15 protein-coding genes are annotated in these 19,835 nt (G+C 33.5%); all 15 read right to left on the bottom strand.

Going from position 1 to position 19,835, the window contains the following annotated elements:
* Positions 1-327: 327 nt before the first annotated feature.
* Complete coding sequence (locus tag LHV68_04845) at positions 328-1,701, bottom strand: B12-binding domain-containing radical SAM protein (GenBank protein ID MCB4791196.1); 1,374 nt, start codon at positions 1,699-1,701, stop codon at positions 328-330.
* A gap of 201 nt (positions 1,702-1,902) precedes the next feature.
* Complete coding sequence (locus LHV68_04850) at positions 1,903-3,498, bottom strand: glycosyltransferase family 39 protein (GenBank protein ID MCB4791197.1); 1,596 nt, start codon at positions 3,496-3,498, stop codon at positions 1,903-1,905.
* 205 nt (positions 3,499-3,703) lie between these two features.
* Positions 3,704-5,290: a glycosyltransferase family 39 protein gene (locus LHV68_04855; protein MCB4791198.1), complete on the bottom strand. Its 1,587-nt coding sequence runs from the start codon at positions 5,288-5,290 to the stop codon at positions 3,704-3,706.
* A gap of 388 nt (positions 5,291-5,678) precedes the next feature.
* Positions 5,679-6,425 carry a tetratricopeptide repeat protein gene (locus tag LHV68_04860; protein ID MCB4791199.1) on the bottom strand — a complete coding sequence of 249 codons (747 nt, stop codon included), beginning with the start codon at positions 6,423-6,425 and terminating at the stop codon, positions 5,679-5,681.
* Positions 6,418-7,170: an ATP-binding cassette domain-containing protein gene (locus tag LHV68_04865; GenBank protein ID MCB4791200.1), complete on the bottom strand. Its 753-nt coding sequence runs from the start codon at positions 7,168-7,170 to the stop codon at positions 6,418-6,420. The genes LHV68_04860 and LHV68_04865 overlap by 8 nt, the downstream gene beginning before the upstream one ends.
* Before the next feature lie 24 nt (positions 7,171-7,194).
* A complete protein-coding gene (locus LHV68_04870) occupies positions 7,195-7,956 on the bottom strand; it encodes an ABC transporter permease (protein ID MCB4791201.1) in 762 nt (253 codons plus the stop codon).
* Positions 7,957-7,978: 22 nt separating this feature from the next.
* Positions 7,979-9,604 carry a radical SAM protein gene (locus LHV68_04875; protein ID MCB4791202.1) on the bottom strand — a complete coding sequence of 542 codons (1,626 nt, stop codon included), beginning with the start codon at positions 9,602-9,604 and terminating at the stop codon, positions 7,979-7,981.
* 5 nt (positions 9,605-9,609) lie between these two features.
* Positions 9,610-11,343: a tetratricopeptide repeat protein gene (locus tag LHV68_04880; GenBank protein ID MCB4791203.1), complete on the bottom strand. Its 1,734-nt coding sequence runs from the start codon at positions 11,341-11,343 to the stop codon at positions 9,610-9,612.
* Positions 11,344-12,900 (bottom strand): radical SAM protein, encoded by a 1,557-nt coding sequence (locus LHV68_04885; GenBank protein MCB4791204.1) that lies wholly within the window; start codon positions 12,898-12,900, stop codon positions 11,344-11,346.
* Positions 12,901-12,919: 19 nt separating this feature from the next.
* The gene (locus LHV68_04890) at positions 12,920-14,653 is read right to left on the bottom strand and encodes a radical SAM protein (GenBank protein MCB4791205.1); all 1,734 of its coding nucleotides are present in this window, start codon (positions 14,651-14,653) and stop codon (positions 12,920-12,922) included.
* Between the two features lie 4 nt (positions 14,654-14,657).
* Positions 14,658-16,055, bottom strand: coding sequence for a tetratricopeptide repeat protein (locus LHV68_04895; GenBank protein MCB4791206.1), 1,398 nt, complete (start codon positions 16,053-16,055; stop codon positions 14,658-14,660).
* Entirely contained in the window at positions 16,052-16,861 is an 810-nt protein-coding gene (locus LHV68_04900; GenBank protein MCB4791207.1) for a radical SAM protein, read from the bottom strand. The genes LHV68_04895 and LHV68_04900 overlap by 4 nt, the downstream gene beginning before the upstream one ends.
* Positions 16,862-16,997: 136 nt before the next feature.
* Positions 16,998-17,402 carry an ORF6N domain-containing protein gene (locus LHV68_04905; protein MCB4791208.1) on the bottom strand — a complete coding sequence of 135 codons (405 nt, stop codon included), beginning with the start codon at positions 17,400-17,402 and terminating at the stop codon, positions 16,998-17,000.
* Between the two features lie 38 nt (positions 17,403-17,440).
* The gene (locus LHV68_04910) at positions 17,441-18,442 is read right to left on the bottom strand and encodes a transposase (protein MCB4791209.1); all 1,002 of its coding nucleotides are present in this window, start codon (positions 18,440-18,442) and stop codon (positions 17,441-17,443) included.
* 474 nt (positions 18,443-18,916) lie between these two features.
* Complete coding sequence (locus tag LHV68_04915) at positions 18,917-19,768, bottom strand: hypothetical protein (GenBank protein MCB4791210.1); 852 nt, start codon at positions 19,766-19,768, stop codon at positions 18,917-18,919.
* Positions 19,769-19,835 lie beyond the last annotated feature (67 nt).

Consider the following 19,835-nt stretch of genomic DNA (forward strand, 5'->3'; position numbering starts at 1 on the left):
ATCTCACCTTTTTCTATATATGTTTCACCCAATGAAATCAAATTGCGCACATCGCAGGGATATGCCTTCTTTAATTCCCCCAAAATTTCTATTGCTTTATTGAAATCTCCTTTTTCTTTTGATTTTATCACTTTAAATATTTTATAGTCATATTGACTATAAAATACATATTGAAAAATATTCAGAAATATCGAATAATTAACTATAGACAGGAATATTCCTAATATAATATAAATCCTATTTTTATTTAGCATATATTTAAAAAGCTTATTTAAATAGAATATTATAATACTATTTTTAATACTAAAATATGGGAAATTCATAATTTCAGATATTTTTTGTTTTAAAAGCGTAAATTACCACTTTAAATAAAACCGCAAGCGGTGTTGTGCGCAAAAGCAATAGTATTTTATCGGCTTTACAATAGAACTTTCGAAAACATACCTTTATTAGAGCATTAAGGTCTTCTACAGTCAATAAATGCATATTCTCTACATTGACATTACTGGACAATAAGGAAATATCTTTGTACGGGTCTGGAAATGAGAAATGACCCTTTAGCATTTGAACGATTGGAGTATTCGGAAAAACTGTGAACCTCGAAAAATGCGCAAAATCCGTGCCAAGACTGTTTGAATAGTCAATTGTATTTAAAATGTCTTTTCTACTTTCCCAAGGGAATCCGATCATATAGAAGGCGTATGTTCTTATCTTATATTTCCTACAGCATTCTACAACTGCTTTAATCTTTTCAAGTTCAAGGCCTTTTTGCATTTTTTTTAAAGACTCCGCATTGCCGCTTTCAGGCGCAAAGCATAAAAGCCAAACTCCTATTTCAGATAGGCTGCGCACTACATCCTCATCGCAAAGATCTACCCTAACACCGTTTTCCAGCTGAAATTTTAACTTTATATCCCTCTTTTGAATTAAATAGCATATTTCGAGCACCCTTTTTTTATCAAAAGTAAAATTATCGTCAACTATGCATATTTCTTTTACCTTCAACGTCTTAGACAAGTACTCAATTTCATCAACAATGTTTTTCGGAGATCTAGGTCTCCATTTAAATCCCATATTATGGTAACAAAATGAACACTTATATGTACATCCTCTTGAAGTAAGTATCCCTGCAAATGGTTTTTGATTTAACGGGAAAAGTTTATATTTATTTAGATCGACCTTATGGTATGACGGCAAGGGCAGTGCATTCAAATCCTCAAAATCCGTACTTAAACCGTTAAATTTAAAACCTGAGTTGCTATCTTGCCGGAAATAAACTCCTTTTATATCTTCATCGTTTACTGCAGTCAAATATTTTATCAGGTTATTTTCACTTTCACCTATAAAAATTGCATTTATATCAGGATTTGCCAGGTATTCCTTAGAGTATAAGGAACTCTGCGGTCCTCCAATAACAATATTTTTTTGGGGGTAATGTTTCCGTATATAAGATATTTTTTCAAAACTCAATTCAACATTTGAACAAAATACAGAAAATCCTATTAAGTCATAATCCTTTACAATATCTATGTCATAACTGCCGCAATTTGCATCAATAATACGGCTATTAAAACCATTTTTTTCTAGAACAGCATCTAAATAAAGCAGCCCCAAAGGAGGCATAGTATTAAGGGAATGATCTGTTTGCCTTGGCGATTCTATAACCAACAAAACATTTTTTATTTCTTTTCTGTTTATCATTTTATAATTTTAAGTACGCTATAAAATTTTGCTATATGGGGCAGAAGCAGTCATAATAAGGCTTTCTATCAATTCCCTCCATGTAATAATAGGATAACATTTTATTTAAAGAACTAAAAACCATTTTTAACAATATATATACAGACAACAAAAGAACTCAAGCATAAAGTATAGCTGATAAAGATTGTACTATAATATACTTCATTTTTTATTTATCTTATAAACAAATATGTGACTGCTATCTTCCATCTTAATATCACCCATCAGCCTATATTTATCTTTAATGCCTTTATCGTACGGCACTAACATGTTAATATCACTGCATAAAATAATATAATCTAATTTTGATCTAATTCCAAGATTAGCGATGTTAATAAATTCACCAGGTACTTTATTCAACCGAAAATAGTATATTAAACTGCAGTCATATTTATAATAACTGTTAAGTTTAGCATTTTTTCCACCATAGAATGTGTTAAATGTCCCTATGATTGGTGGTTTATCCCATATTTTATCTTTACTTATTAATTCAATTATACTCCCCATTTTTGAATTGTTTTTTACAGGATAGTATGTACCCCATGGGCTTGCCGGGTAAGAATAGTTCAATAATAATTTATCTATATTTATGCCCATTACTTTTTTGCCATCAAATGTATTATTATAGCTTAAGATATAATATTCTGTTATACCAAAGCATATAGTTAAAAAGATAATTATATTACGGATTGCTGTTGATTTTAGTAAAGATATTCCTATACCTGAAATCAGAGCGAAATAGACCAGATAGGGGGCTGTTGTTTTCAGCTCTTTTGTTTGTATCAATATAAAAATAAGGTATATACCTGCTATTGAAGAACTAAACAGCAAAAGGTATTTCCTATTTATATCATTCAAATACATTAGCCAGCCAACTAAACCTATAATAAATATCTCAAAATAGAACATAAGCATCTGATTGTTTATCAAATTTACATAGTTATACATCAACGATTTGAACGAAAATATTGGATAGTTATCAACCGGATTATAAAAATATGCTGCGTTAAAATAATTGGGGATAAGAACTTTCAAATTTATCGTATACCAAGGCCCGGAAATACTTATTATAATTAGAAAGGTTATTGCCAGATTTGTTATTATATTTTTATTTAAAGGATATTTTTGAATAATAAAATGTATTATAAGGAACAGCACTGCCGGCATAATAAATAAAATATAAAGCTGTTTCGTAAGCATGCCAAAACCAAAACTTAAACCAAATAGGACAGAATAAGCTGTTTTAGAAAAGTGTTCGCAATAAATCAAACAACACAGGCTTAAAGACACCATAGCTGACATGGCAAAATCCGGTAAAGGCGACCTGGATAACGCAAATATGAACGGGTAAGATAACAAAATAAAAACCGACAAAAACCCTGCCTTTTTCCCGCTTATTTTTGCTCCGGCATTATATACTGACAAAATCATAATAAGCATAAATACTAAGTTTGCAAGTATGGAATATACGTGCGATCTTCCCAATATCATGTTAAAACCTGCCATCACCGTGTGGAAGAAGGGCGGATAAAAATTATTAATGCTAAAATATAATAATTTTGAAATCATTTGAAGAATATTTTTTGAAGTATCCAATATTTCCAAAGCTGCATTCAAGTGCCAGGCTTCATCGGCATAATATATAGATTGATTTTTCTTTAACCATATGTAATTATTTAGTCCATAGAATACCCAAATAAGTAAAATAGTTAAATATTCTGTTTTATTTTTAAAATCTTCGATTAATTTTGAAATCATAAGATTTGTTTTTACTACTTAAACTCCTGCTTTTGATGTTAGGTTATACTTGATAAGAATAAAGAAACCTAAGAAACATTCCATAAACATTTTAAGCGAAGAAAGGCACTTTATATAATTCAGGATTATTCTTATTCTAAAGTATAATTTACTTATCTATTTGAAACCAAAATCTTCTGCATTTTATTATGATACGTTTCATGTTTTATTTACTTTTATAGACAAATATTTGACTGTTGTCCTCCATCTTAAAATCACCTATCAGTCTGTATTTATCTTTAATGCCCTTATCATATGGCATCAATATATTAATATTCCTGGACAAAACAATATAATCAAATTTTGAGTTAGTTCCCACTTGAGCGATATTAACAATTGCACATGGGATTTTTTTCAATTTGAAGTAGTATCGCAAACCGTAATCGTTTTTTATCATATAGCTCAACTTCCTTTTATCTATATCATAAAACGGATTAAATGTCCCTATATTGGGTATTTTATCCTTAATATTATCTTTATTTATTAATTCAATTATATTATCAATTTTTGGATTCATTTTTAAAGGATAATATACACTCCAGGGATGTCGGGGATAAAAATAGTTTAATAATAGATTTTCTATTCTTATACCCATGACTATGTCATTATTTGATACGTTTTTATAACTTAATACATAATATTCTGTTAAACCATAACATACGATTAAAAAGATAATTGTATTACGGATTGCTTTTGATTTTAACAAAGATATCCCTATACCTGAAATTAAAGCAAAATAGACCAGATAGGGATCCGTTGTCTTCGGCACTTTTCTCTGTATTAATAAAAATATAATATATACGCCTGTTATTGAGAAACTAAATAGCGAAAGATATTTCTTGTTAAAATCGTTTGAATATATTAACCAGCTGATTAAACCGATGACAAATACTTCAAAATAAAACATTAGCATCTGATCATTTATTAGATTAACATAATTATATGCTAATGACGTAAAGGTGAATACACTATACTCGTCTTTTGGGAAAAAATAAGCAGCTCTAAGGTATTCAGGGCCTATTGTTATTAAATTAATTATATACCAGGGCCCAGAAATTACTAGAATAAGAATTAGGATAATTAGTAGATTAGTTATACTTTTTTTGTTTACATTAACCTTATCTTTTATAAAATATACTAAATACAATAGAATAAATGGCAAAATAAATAAAATAAAAACCTGCTTTGTAAGCATGCCAAAACCAAAACTCAAACTAAATAGGACAGAATACGTTGTTTTAGAAAAATATTCGGTGTAAACCAAAAAACATAGGCTCAATGCTAACATAGCGGTTAATGCAAAGTCGGGTAATGGAGACCTTGATAAGCCAAATATATGAGGATATGCTGACAATATAAATACAGATAAAATCCCTGCTTTTTTATTGCATATTTTTTTTCCGGTATAATATATGGCTAAGATCATCACAAGCATGAATAATAAATTTGCAAGTACAGAATATATCTGTGACCTGCCCAATATAAAATTAGATCCTGCCATTATCATATGGAAAAAAGGTGGATAGAACTTATCAATACTAAAATATAGTAGTTTTAAAATCATTTGAGGTATATTTTTTGAAGTATCCAATATTTCCAAAGCTCCAGTTAAGTGAAACGCTTCATCGCTCATATATAAAGCTTGGTTTTTCTTTAACCAGATGTAATTATTTAATCCAAAAAATATCCAAATAAGTAAAATTATTAAATACTCTATTTTATGTTTAAGATAATCAGTTAATTTTGAAATCATAGAGTTTGTTTCTACTACTTAAACTCCTATTTTTGATGTTAGGTTATATACTTGATAAGAAAGAAGAAACCTAAGAAATATTTCATAATGATTTTAGTTCAGCACTGTTGGTTCTTACTTTATTACCAAATAGTATCGTCTTGCAATCATTATATTTATTTGGACATCCCCTGGAGGTTATAAGGGAAAAAGAAGAGGGCCTTTTTAAACTCTGGAGTGTAACCTGGTAATATTTATGGATATGATGAAACAAGAAAATAAGGACCATTTGAAAGTTCTATTCCAACAGCAAAATATAAATTAACCTATAATTCCTTAAGACTCAAGGGTGGTCGAATAGAAACTGCATTTTCCCTGCTATTTTATTATTTATCATTATAATTTAAAACTAATTATTATTTCTCATTGAATTTAACCTAGTGTATGAATCATTTATAACTAAATTATCAGGTAGATATTCTAGGGCCTTCTTTTCGGTTTCGCACGCTTTCTTTATATCTTTTTTTTCCATGTATATCTGCGCAAGGTCGTGGTATATCCAACCTGTATTTTCATCTTTTTCACTAGATTTTATGGCTTTTAAATAATACTTCTCGGCTTCGCCATAATCTTTCCTCTTAAAATATAGGTTCCCCATTACCTTTAATACCCAGCTGCTGTTCGGATTCAACTTAATTGCATTTTCCAGCTCATTGTATGCTTTATCGTAATCTTTATTTATAGTATAGATCTCACCTGACAATACAAAAGCATTTATATATCCGGGATCTATCCTTTTTATTTCATTACACAGCTTTAGCGCTTTATTAAGAAATACCTGTTGTGCGGATATTTCCTGCATATTTTTATCTACATTGATATTGTTTTCGTTATTTTCTATTTCCCTGCCTTTTAAAAAATATTTTACCGCTTTTGCATATTTCTTTCTTGCTTTTTCTAATTTATTATTTGTTTTCTCTATATCTACGTAGTATTTATCACCGGACCTGCCATACACGTATAATGAAATATCGTATAGAAATAGATAATTACCGACACTTATCAATACTCCAAGAAAAATATATAAATTATTTCTGATAAAGAGGTGTCTTGTAACTTTATCCAAATCAAGAGTAGTGATTGATGTTTTATTCATCCTGAATGCCGGAATTATTCATGTACAATTTTGAGATTTTATCAACTTCACCAAAACCGATTTGTATGCCGCGATTTATATACAAAGCATTTTTACACATTCGATTTACGCCCCTGATACCATGCGAAATAAATAGTATAGTATTGCCTTTATTTAGAATATTTTCAAATGCAGTAATACATTTCTTTTGAAAAGATAAATCTCCTACAGCCAATGCTTCATCTACCATCACTATACCCTTTACAGTCTGAATTACTGTTGCAAAAGCTAAACGTGCGCTCATACCTGAAGAAAACTCGCTTAATTTTGCTCCCATAAAATCTCCCAGCTCGCTGAAATCTATTATATCGTTTAATTTCTTGTCTATCTCTTTCTTTGACATCCCTAACAAAGCACCATACAAGTATATATTGTCAATAGCACTAAAGTTAGAGTTAAAACCTAGCCCTAACTCAAACATGCAAGATGTCTCACCATTAATTTCATATCTTCCGGAAGTTTGGGACATTATTCCTGATAATATCCTGAGCAATGTGGTTTTGCCGGCTCCGTTAGGGCCGATGATCACAACCATTTCACCTTTTTTTACAGTAAAATTTATATTTTGTAATGCCCATATTTCGCGTTTTGGGTATTCACCGCCCAGCCTGTGCCTTATTGTAGATATTAAAGTCATTCTATCTCTTGTGCCGATACAGAATTTCTTTGACAGATTTTCTACCTTTATTGCAATATTGTTATCCATTTTAATCACCAACTCATTTAATAATTATATTCTCTCTACAAAGTGCTTTTCATATTTGTTAAATATTTGGTACCCGATAATTAGAACTATGGTGGCAAAAATAAACACATAAACAAAGCCAGTTAAGTCAAATAATTTTCCATCAATTAACACATCTCTGGTTGATTTTATAATGTGTGTCATAGGGTTTAAAAGTATAATATTCCTTTTAGTTGGATTAATTAATTCAAGCGTATAGAATATAGGCGTAAGAAAAAAACCTACATTTGTAAATATTCCCCATATTCTATTTATATCAAGAAAATACACCCCTATGGTAGCAAGCATAAATGAGACAGCTACTATAAGATAAATATTCAATAAAAGAATAGGCAATAAGAAAAAAACCATTACGGTAAAATTAGCTTTTATTACCAGCCAGAAAATAATAAGTATAATAAGCTCTAAAATGTGAGAATACAATGTTGACAGAACAGACGCTAATACTAAAATAGATTTTGGGAATTTTATACTCTTTACAAATGCATTATATCTAACTATTACATTTATTGAATTTGATGTGCTCGTAGCAAAAAAATTCCACTGGACTATCCCTATAATTAAATATAGCGGGAAATCCGGTATGTGAGAACCCATCCATTTTGAAAACAGATTATACAAAACAATAAAATATATAAGCGGGTGAAATAACGTCCATAAAAAACCCAAAAATGTACCCTGGTCCTTCGAACGGAATTCTGCAACGCTTATTTGATAAATCATGTTCCAATATTTACTGTTAAACATTCTTAAGCTGCCTTTTTATTTTTCATATATATTTTAGATTCAATTCGGGTATTCTTTTGTATAGACAATCGATATTGCAAAAATCATCAATATTATTTTCAATTATTCTCTTTCTATATTCGGCTATCTTATCTCCGTTCCATATTTCTTCTATGCTATTGTTTTTTACATTACCAACACTATACTTGATCGGGCATTGGCATTCAGGCCTTACCCCGCCGCCAATATCAATATATAGCCTCTGCCATGGAACGTGGCAAAATAATCTACCGATCTTATTTTTCAAATTATGTTGTTTATCATTAAGAACATTTTCGTTTTCGATTTTAATGTATCCTTCTAATTTATCGAACATCTTCTTGGAAGGTATCCTGTTTTCCAGCTTAATATTATATTTATCAGCCTTTTTTATTAATTTATCCCTTAAACCGTCTACGGACTTAAAAAGGTCAGAATCCCTGTTATAATAAAACATATTTTCTTCATAATTTTCAAAATCACATCCTGCTGAATTCAAAAGTACGCTGTTAAAGCCATATTTCTTAGCAAATTCGATGAATTTCGGGACCTGATGATAATTAGAGTTTATCACATACACGTTAAGTCTTGTTGTCATCTTGGAGCCAGATTTTGCCCTTATTGAATTTATAAGCTTAATATTTCTTATAACCTTTTCAAAATTTGACCCTGGCCTGATATACTCATATATTTTTTTTGTCGTTCCATCTACTGAAAATGTTAACTCTAAATTAAGTTTGGCAAGTTTTTCTGCGATTTTTTCATTAATCAACAGCCCATTCGTAATAATAACCTGCTTTAGTCGATGCTTACCAGCTTCATCTAAAAGCTCCTCAAACCCATCATATAAAAAAGCTTCTCCTCCCTGCCATATAACTTTCTCCAAAAAAGGAAATAAAGCTACTATTTCATTTTTGGTCTTTTCCGGCAAACTCCACTCAATGTCCCTTATTTTACACATTATACATTTTAAATTACATTTATTCGTTAACGACACCACAAGGCTTCTTAATTTTGAAGTTAAGACAACCTTATTACTCGCGATCTCGATTTCATTATTCAAAATATTCTTTGACATAGTGTCGTTATTAGGAATAATTTTATCAATATCTTTACAAATTTTTAAATTCTCGGAATAATTTCCATGATAATTATTGCTTTGAACCAGGCGTATGCGTTCGTTGATCAATTCATCTGTATCATTTTTTACGAATGACGTATTATATGTGTACTGGGCAGCTTTTTCCAAGTACTTGGCCGATGCATTGTTTTTACCCATTTCTTCATAGATTTTCGATAATTCTATTGCCATATTCTCTTCATTATACCCAAGCTTGATTGATTTTTGAAATTCTTTGATCGCGTCTTTATATCGCCTTATTGTTTTATACGCTTTTGCTAATAAGACATGTGTGTAGATATGTTTTTCATTTAATTTCAGTGCTTTTAATAAATGCTTTATAGCTAAATTATGTTTCCCTTGGATTAAATGCAGTTTACCCAGCTCAAAATATACCTGCTCATCAGTTTTATCTTTTTTTAAAAGATTGCTGAGTATTTTTTCAGCTTTGTCATACTTGTGTTCTTCAATATTATTTTTTGCCATCTCCAGTAAACAGTTATTGTTCATTTAAATCAGACCTCTAACTTCAAATTATTACCAGGCATAACCCCGGAGGTACACCTGGGGCTGCACCACTTTGAACACTCATATTTAGATATTTTCTCTCTATACTTTGCCATGAGTTTTCCATTCCATATTTCTTCTAATGACTGGCTTGTTACATTGCCGATATGTTCTTCACAAAAACCATAGGGCTTGACACAGCCGTTGGTAAGTATAAACAAGCTTTTCCATGGCCAATGGCATAAAATCTCATTTTTTATAAATACATTATTCGCATTGTTTTTAATTGAAGGGTCTTTTGGGGCAGGTTCATCATCCGGATATTCAGCGCAATTTCCGGTTTTAGGGAGAATATTTAATAGTTTTAACTCATATTCCTTTGCTTTTCTGATCACTGCCGGCATTTTATCATTGATATATTTGAATGCCTTTTTATCATTATTTAAAAATATGTTTTCTTTACTTTTAATATAGCGGACCGGAGTTATGTTTAAAGCATCAAATCTGTATTTATTGGCAAATTCAACAAAATCAATTAATTGATGATAATTAGATTTAATGATCGTTGTCTGCAATATAATATTTATCTTAGATTTTGCAGTTCCATATATCTCTTTATACTTATTTAGGAATTTAATATTTTGTATCAATTTATCAAAACTTGCTCCGGTCCTAATTGCCTCATAGGACTTTTTTGTTGTCCCATCAATAGATAAAATAATATTTACATTGCTTTTTACTAATTTCTCTGCCCAGCTGTCGTTTATTAATTGCCCGTTTGTAACTATAACTTGATATAGATCCGGATAAGATGCTGCTTTATCAAAAAGTTCTTTAAATCTTTTATGAAAAAAAGGTTCTCCGCCAAGCCAATGAATATATTTCAAGTATGGGAACAATCCGATTATTTCTTCAATTATTGATTCCGGCATATCCCAGGGGCTTGACCATACTTCGCACATCTTACACTTGATATTGCACCTGCTGGATAATGTAATACCTAACACCATAGGTTTTGACTTAAGATATTTTTTCCTTTCAGATATTTCTGTTTCATTTTGGATTAAATTATCAAAGAATGCCTTATTCCCGAATGGTTCCATCTTACTAACTTTTTTAAAATGACCTTTTGACAGCTCAAATTCCCCCAATTCACGGTATAAAACCCCAAGCTTGTATTGCATGGAACTATCTACGGGCTTTTCTTTTTGTATTATTTCTAATTCTTGTTTCGCCTTATCATATTTCCCGGTTTCTTTATAGGCTTTTGCCAATTCATACCTTAATCCGTGGTTTTTATAGCCTAATTTTAACGCGCTTTCAAACTTTTCTATAGCGCTGTCATATTGTTTCATCTCCATATAAAGGTTTCCCATGTCGTACAAAACACTGCCTTCACCCTCATTATATTTTAAAACCAGGTTAAATTCCTTTAAAGAGCTCTTATAATCTTTTTGTATCATATAATACTTGCCGAGCAGGACATGGGCAAATAAATGTTTGCTGTTTAAACCTATTGTTTTTTTTAATTCTTTTACTGCAGGCAGGTAATTCTTATTTACAAAATACAGCTTTCCCAGTTCAAAATGGGCATCTTCATTTAAAGGGTTTATTTTAATTACCTTTTTCAATATATTTTCTCCAGCATTATAATTACCGGGTAAAATGCTGTCCTTTGCAGTCTGTATAAGCATGGTTTCATTTGCCGCATTTATTTCCATAACTTTATTCTCAATTACCATTTATTCAACCCTGCATATTTTATCTTTTACCTGGCCCATAATGCATTCTTTTTGGCACAAATCCAAATAGTCATTATTTGCCAGCTTCCTTCTGTAAAACCTCATTCCTTCTCCATTCCAAATTTCGCTTAAACTCATAGAATCTGTGCTGCCAACAAACTTTTTTAAACAAAACCCGAAAGGACGTGCCATGCCATTGCAATCAATGAGCAATCGCTGCCAGGGTGCGAAACAGATCGGTTTATTTTTATCTTCCTTTATTCCCTGCTCATTTAAAGTATTCCCCATATTTTCATCAGCCTTGTTTTTTACATCACTGTCAAGAGGCAGCCAATCATTAAGCCTTATCCCGTAAGATGCTGCGATTTTTCTGGCATTTTTCATACTATTTTTTAAACTTTCCAGTTTATTTTTATCGCCGAGGAAAATATCTTCTTCGCTATTTCTCCTGATCGGAGTAAATGTTACCGCATTAAAATCATATTTCTTGGCAAATTCAATAAAATTTTCCAATTCTGTATGGTTTGACTTCATTATTACGGCATTTAGATATATATTGACCTTGTTGTTTTTGTAAGAGCGGAACTCCTTAACTAATCCTAAAACTTTTATCAGCCTTTCAAACCTTGCACCGCTTCTTATATACTCATAGGTTTCCTTGTCTACAGAATCTATGGAAAAAACGATATCTGTCTTGCCTTTCTCTATTTTCTGAAGTATTTTTTCATTTATCAGAAGTCCGTTGGTAAATATCACTTGCTTTAAATTGTCATGCCTGGCACCTTCCATAAGAATATCTTCAAACCCATTCATCATAAAAACTTCTCCGCCTTGCCAGGAAATATCTTCCATATAAGGGAATAAATCAACTATTTCTTTCATTATACTATCCCGTACTTGCCATGTCCCCTTCCATATATCGCATATCCGGCATTTTATATTACACCTATCCAGGACCATCGCTATCATTGACCTTACTTTGGAATCCAGGACCTCTTTTCCTTCAGTTGCTTCTATTTCATTCAATACTTTATTAGACAGGAACCTGTTTCCGTTATCAATAAAAGCGTATATTTTATTGAAAGTTTCAACAGCCTTTGATTTCTGTCCCTGTTCTCTATATACCCTTCCTAATTCCATCAGGATATCTACATTGTTTGGTTCAATATCAGCAGATCTTTCCAAGCATTTCATCGATTCATCTATATACCCGATATGTGTATATACATTGGCTAATTCCTTATAAATGTTTGCATCGTTGGGGAACTCTTTCAAATAACCCCTGTATTGTTCTAATGCCATCTCAAGCCTTCTCTGCCTAAAATATATCCTGGCTAATTCTAATTTTGCCAAATGGTAATTGGCGTTTATCTTTAATACTTTTTTGTACTCTGCCTCAGCTGACACATCGTTCCCCTGCATTTGATAGATCTTTGCCAATTCAAAAACCGCAAACGCATCTTCCGGGTCTTTAGTGAGCATTTCATTCAAAATTATTTTTGCCTCATCGATCTTGTTATTCAATATAAATTCTTTAACTGTCCCTAATAGTTCCACGGGTAGCTCCGGTTTTAGTTTACCATCTTGCCATACATTCAGTCCTGCATATCCCTTCAAATTTACGGTCTATAATATTTCGCCTGTAAGACACCGCTGTTTTGCTGTTCCATATCTCATCAAGAGAATTTTCATCTATATTCCCGATTTTTCTTAGACAGGACCCGGTTATCAAAACATCCCCGTTATCACATATCATCATATACTGCCACGGCATTTTACAGACTATTTCTTTTGATTTTATTTGCTGTACTTTTATCTCCGTATCTTCCTTTTTATTTATTTTTTTAAAGCTGGTTTCCGCAGGAGGCAGCAGGATATCAAGCTCTATTTTATATTCAGCTGACTTTTTTTTGATGGCCGGTATAGCTTTAGAAACAAACTTTATAGCGTCAGCATCTTTATTCTCATAAAATATATCTTCGTCCGGTGCCAGGTTAAAATGCAAGGCCATCAAGGATACCTGGTTAAACCCGTTATCTTTTGCAAATTCAATAAAATCTTCGATTTGGAGGTAGTTGCTTTTCATAATTACCGCATTTAATCTAATGTTCATTTTAGGATTGTATTTATTCTTAGATTCGATTAGTTTCTTAACATTTTTCATTAATTTATCATAACTTGAGCCTTGCCGTATAGATTCATACACATCTTTTGTTACACCGTCTATGGATACCGCTAACTCTGTATTTTTGGTCTGTACGATTTTGTTTATCCACTTGTCTGTTAAAATGACGCCGTTTGTAATTACATGCTGAGTAAGGTTTTCAAAACTTGCCGCTTTATCGAACATTTCCTCAAAATGTTTATATAGGAATACCTCTCCGCCCAGCCAAACCACTCTTTCAAGAAAAGGGTAATAATCCATAATTTCTTTGGCGGTTTTATAAGGCAAATCCCATTTTTTATTCCATAAACCGCAAGTTTTGCACTTAATATTACATCTGGTAGTAAGTGTTGCCCATAAACGTTTAACTTTCGATCTCAAGACGATATCTTTTCGTAATATTTCTATCTTATTTAAGGCCATGTCCTGGTCGAAACAATTCTTTGGGGTTAAATTTAGAATTTTATTTTCTTCATCCTTAGAACATTCGTATTTATTCAATATTTGGTACAATTCAGCCAGCCTTAAATGTACTTCCTTGTCATCTTTGATCTTAGACGCCTTTAAATAATATTCTATCGCTTTATTGTAGTCTTCCTTCAAATAAAATAAATCTCCTGTTTCACAAATTGCTTCATAGTTATTCTTGTCCAGAGCTGTAACTTTCACTAAATATTTCAGCGCTTCTTCTAATCTTCCTAGTTTTTTGTATATTTTAGCATAAATGATGTTTGCTTCCGGATCATCGTTTGATGTTTCCGAATAACTCCCCAGGCACTTCAAGGCTTTATCGAAATCTCCTAACTGGCAATATATATTGCCAAGTTCCAAATATGCTGCAGGATTACGTCCGCATATATCATTAAGAACCTTTATTGTTTGTTCATAAATATTTGAAAGGCAGGATATTTCTCCTAACTCTTTTATGGCCTCGTTATTATGCGGGTTTACTTCGATTAAATCTATAAATGATTTTATAGCTTGAAGAGGATTATTCATCATTTTATAAATCTTGGCGATTTCTAATTTCGCTCTTTCCCGGTATTCCGGATCATTGCCAATATTGATGAAACACTCCAAAGCTTTATCATATAAGCCATCTTTCTGATAATTATATGCGGTAATTATTTCATTTTTAGTAGTCATACGTTTAAAACGGCATTTCCCAGTCATCTAGCCATGTTGAAAGCCACCTTTCCTCCTGGCCTGTTACCATACATCTCCAGCATCTGCAGTTATCATTCCGGCAGTTTTCCGGTTCTTCCAAAAGATTGAAACTTCCGTCAAATAGATTGCCTAAACTTAGTAAACCGTCATCCGTACAGCACCTATATGCCTGTCCGTTGGGATATATCCTTGCATAAGTGAAGCCCATAAGACATTTTTTTGCTGTTTCTTTGACCGTTTCCTTAATATCGTCTTTATCTTTTCTCCAATCAGATTCTATCTTGCTTTTTTTATCGATCCCGTATATTTTATCAAACTCATAATCAGTGTATGCAGCAGGATATTTTTTATCGTTTAAAGATCCGGAAAAAGGATGGATAATAAAAGGCACATCTATTTCGTCAAGCTTCCTTTTATACGAATCTACCCTGTCCACATAGGGCGGATAACCTACAAATACCCCTATTACCTTAAAACCCCTCTCTTTTAATTTATTTAAATTCGCTGCGAATTCTTCAATGTTCATGAATTCAGGATGAATACTTGCGTCAATCCTGACATTTTTCGGGTCAATTTCTTTTATAAACTTATTAATATTAAAAGACAGGTTTGTATTTATCTGGAGCTTGTGAAAATTTGACAGCTCTTTAACCAGCCTTATAAAATCCGGATAGACTGAAGGTTCACCTCCGTCTAAGCGTATCCTGCAAGCCCCATATTTCATTGAAACATTTTTCCAGGCATCAATTATCTTTTCTGTCCCCGGATAAGAAGCGATATGTTTAATATCTTTCTTAAAATCTTTTTGTCCTGGTTTTGGCGTATAACAGTAAGAACACTTATAATTGCATTCATAATGCATTCCCCAGGTAATAAAGACCCGATAAGGCGCTAATTTCCCTCTTTTGCCTTTTACTTCTTTTATCTTATTAAGCCAACTGCTTATCTTTTCGTCAGGGCTGATAGTTAAAAACGCATTAAATTCTTTTTTTGAAGCGCTATAATCTCCGAGTAGCCTGTTTATTTTACCAAGTTCCAAATGCGCCTGTGCATTATTATAATTTACTTTAATGGCTCTTTCAAGCAGCTCTTTGGCCTCTTTTTGTTTTCCTTCTTTCCAATATAACTTTGATAATTCTATCAGGGCGAGATCATGTTTATTATCCAAATCTATGGCTTTTTCATATTCCGATGCTGCCATTTCATGTAACTTTTTCGCAACATATATATTTGCTAATTCAAAATGTGCCTGTGAGTTATTTGCATCATTTTTAATGACACCCTTAAAAATATGTTCTGCTTTATCAAAAAGATTATTATCCCTATAACCTTTTCCAAGCTCAATATTCTTTTGGTTTGTTCTATCTATATTTTCCTTCATTTTTCCTGCACAATCCATTGTGATTCTATCGGGCAATACGACTTTTCGCAAACTAATGGTTCATCGAACAATTTAAAATCCTTATCTAAAAAATTACCTACTTTACCATCTGCATATTGACTGCACCTGTCAACAAGGCCGCTTGTTCTTATGACAGCGTAATCTTGCCCGGCCCGGCAAAGCTTCCCTTTTGGAATTGCTTTGTTCAGCTGGTAATCCATTTTTTCGCTTCCCTTATACGGGCTTAACTCTTCTATTATCCCTTTTTCTTCTTCGGAATTGAGCACAAAACCATCGCCCCTGAGCGGCAGGGGTATGAGTTTCACACTTTCATTCATTAATTTTTTACTTCTTTGCGGCATATCTTTTATTTGATTGGGATATGCCACATAATAAACCTGATGATCAGGAAGATATTCTTTTATTTTCACGACTTTTTTAAAAAACTCTTCAAAATCTGCGAAGCTCGGATGAAAAGTCGGCGCGATCTTTATCTGTTCTTTGGACAGTTTCGGTACCAGCTTGTCAATATCCCATGATAGGTTAGTGCAAATTTCTGGAAAATGATATTTTCCCAGCATTTCCACCAGTTCATAAAAACCAGGATATGTAGAAGGCTCTCCTCCGGATATATATATATAGCATTTACCGTACAGCCCGTAAATCCTTTCCCAGATCAAACCCCACTCTTTTGGGGACAACAATTTATTTTTAGGCGAGGTTTCCCAAGTCCCGCAATAAGGGCACCTGTAATTGCATGTTTTGCACAGATCCCAGCCAAATGTAACCATTACAGCTTTACCCATTCAGTTTTGTAATTCGTTATATTCATCTGAATACCCTTATTTAAATATTTTTAAAAGTTAGTGTAGTTAGAGAAGTCTGACACCATAACCTTAGTTCATTAGTCAAGCCAGGCACTGCTACTCAGGCAACGCTACTCTATTCTTTATTTTTGAATCCGTCTATTTTTATGTGTTTTTCTGTAAGCGTTGGTGTATCTCGTGTTTTATCGAAAAGTTTTTGTATTTGATAATCATGGTGGTCGTATTTGCGCTCCAATTGGCTTATTTTTTGAACTAATTCCTTATGAGTGTACGCAAATTCTCTTAATTTAACAAAGGTTTCAATAATCTGAACGCTCGCATCTATAGCCTTTTGACTTTCTAATATATTTGCAAGCATTAAAGCACCATATTCTGAGAACACATAGGGCAGGTATCTTCTACCGCCCCTGTTTGAGGTCGCAAATTGCGACCTCAAACTTTCAAACTCTTCTTTATTCAATTGAAACATAAATGTCTCTGAAAACCGTTTTCTATTTCGTTTTACTTGGACGAATAGTATGGGACGTATGCAACATAGCTACATTGTTCATTTTATCATCACATTAGTTTTATATTATATTTTGCCACTAGCCTTTCCCCTGCATTAACTGCTCTGGTTATTGCCTGCCTGCTAACATGAAAATACTCACCCAATTCCCTTCCGCTTATTTTTAATTCTTTATTCCCGATATATAACACAATCTTCCTTGCATCAGATACTTTTATATCTCGCCTTTTCTTTTTCATTTCGCTTTTTTCAATATCCAGCTGCTCAGCTACTTTTTCCATTACTTTTGATAAATCCCATCCTTCACGCTTTAACCTTTCTGTTTTTTGTATTTTCTCTTCTGCCTCTTTTAGTATCTTACTAACAAACTCACCGTCCCCCAAAATACGCTCGTCTCCCTGCCATCTCTCTTTTGACTTCCGTAAACCGATTACTTCTCTCCATCCACCAGCACTTCGTATCAGTCCGCCACCAGTCAGCTCTTCTTTTTTACCCATATCTTTTGCATCTCTCACAAATTCAACATATTTCCTTTGCGCTTCTCCTCTCCCTGCACCAAACCTTTCTAATATCTCACCTACTGACTGCCATTCTATTTTATTTTTTCCTGCTAATACAGAATGCCCGCACCATTTGTATTTGTTTAGCTCTTTGATGTCTTTAACCAATCTTGCTCTTAACGGATTCAGATGTATATACCTGACAAGTTCAAGAAAATACGATTCTTCCTGACATAGTATCGATTTATACCTATTTTGATAAAGATATCCGCTCCTCTTGTATTTCCGGTTGAAATAAAGCGCATACCCAGTTAAAAGCTTTCTCATTAAATCACTTAAGGGCTTAGCCCCGGTTCTTATCAATAAATGAAAATGATTGGGCATTAACACCCAACCATAACATTTGTGCCTTGTATTTTCTAGCCCTTCTGCCAACCTGCGAAGAAATTCTTCCCGATCAGCATCATCTTTAAATATTTCACGACGCTCTATCCCACGTTGTATTACGTGATATATCCCGCCCTCTATGTTTATTCTTCCCTGTCTTGGCATATTCCGATTCTATTAAATTGTATTTATGTTGTCAAGTTGCATACGTCCCCTAATTCCGCATATGCCGAAGAGTTCTTCAGGACTGCTTCTCCAGATTCTTCACCCCTTCTTTCGCCTTCGCTACATTAGAACAGCTCGGCTCTCTTTGTTAGCTAACGACACTGCAGGATTCCCTTTAATGGTACGGACTACCGTTTTGCATCTCATCCTCTGAGATTTCGTCCGCTTTGACGCATCCAGTCACCCAGTGCATCAGGACTTAGCTATCTGGCTTTCTGGCAATTACCAGAGTCGAACTTTCACCGACAAGTATTCTATGCCTTGCAAGGCACACCTTAATGTATCTTTAATCTAATTTATTGATATTCGGGCAAAATATAGCCATTTTCACTTTTTATCTATTTGCCGTATCAATCCCGCCAAGGCAGGATGGCCCCTGCGGGATTTTATAGCGGGCGGACGCAAGGCCCGCCCCTACGGCTTTTCTACTAACAAAAACGCCCATTCGTTGCAGGGGCAGTATTGCGAGTGGCAGGGCTTGGGCTCGTCCCATAGCTCGATCTTTCCGAAAAGGTTGCCCAGCTTTATATTTTCGCCCTTCCAGCTGCCGCCGCCGCAGCGCAGGATTTCGCCGTCGGGATGTATGATTGCGTAAGTATGGCCCGCATTGCACAGCTTATCTTTGGTAATAAATGGCTTGGTCTGGAATTTTTCTCCGGCTCTTTTTTCAAGGGCCGGGTCTATTATTAACAACTCTTCATTGGTGTAGGATTCGGGGTATTTTTTACCTTTATACTCTCCCCAGAAAGTAGAGACGGAAAAATGTATATCGTTCTTGGAAAACAGCTCCTTATACTTTGGAATATCATGGACTTGTTCTGGATAGGCGAGATAAAGCACTCCCACGCTTACGCCTCTGTCTTTTATTCTCTTCACGTTGGCCAGGAATTTATCAAAGTCCGCGAATAGGGGATGCAGAGTTGCTCCCAGTTTTAGCCTCTTTAATTTCTCATCCGAAGTTTTTTCCAAAAGACCTTTGGCGCCGTTTGCCAGGTTCGTCATTAGTCCGATAGTATGATAATCCAGCATACCGGATATTACCTCGCCAAAATCGGGGTATGTCGAAGGCTCGCCGCCGGCTATTTCTATGTGCGCCTCGCCGTATTTCTTATATATATCTTCCCATATCTCTAGAAGCTTCTTTGTGCCGGGATAAATATTGCGCTTTCCGAACTCTTCCCATTTGCCGTGCCACCAGCAATACGGGCACCTGTAATTACAATCCCAGTGCATATCCCATGAAAAACGTAAGTTTCTTTTATCCATATACTTATCCTGACAGATTTACTATTTCAATTGAAAATTTTAACTGATTCTTAACTCCCCCGGCCCC

The sequence above is a fragment of the Candidatus Liberimonas magnetica genome (assembly GCA_020523885.1).
Taxonomy (GTDB): Bacteria; Elusimicrobiota; Endomicrobiia; order Endomicrobiales; family JAFGIL01; genus Liberimonas; species Liberimonas magnetica.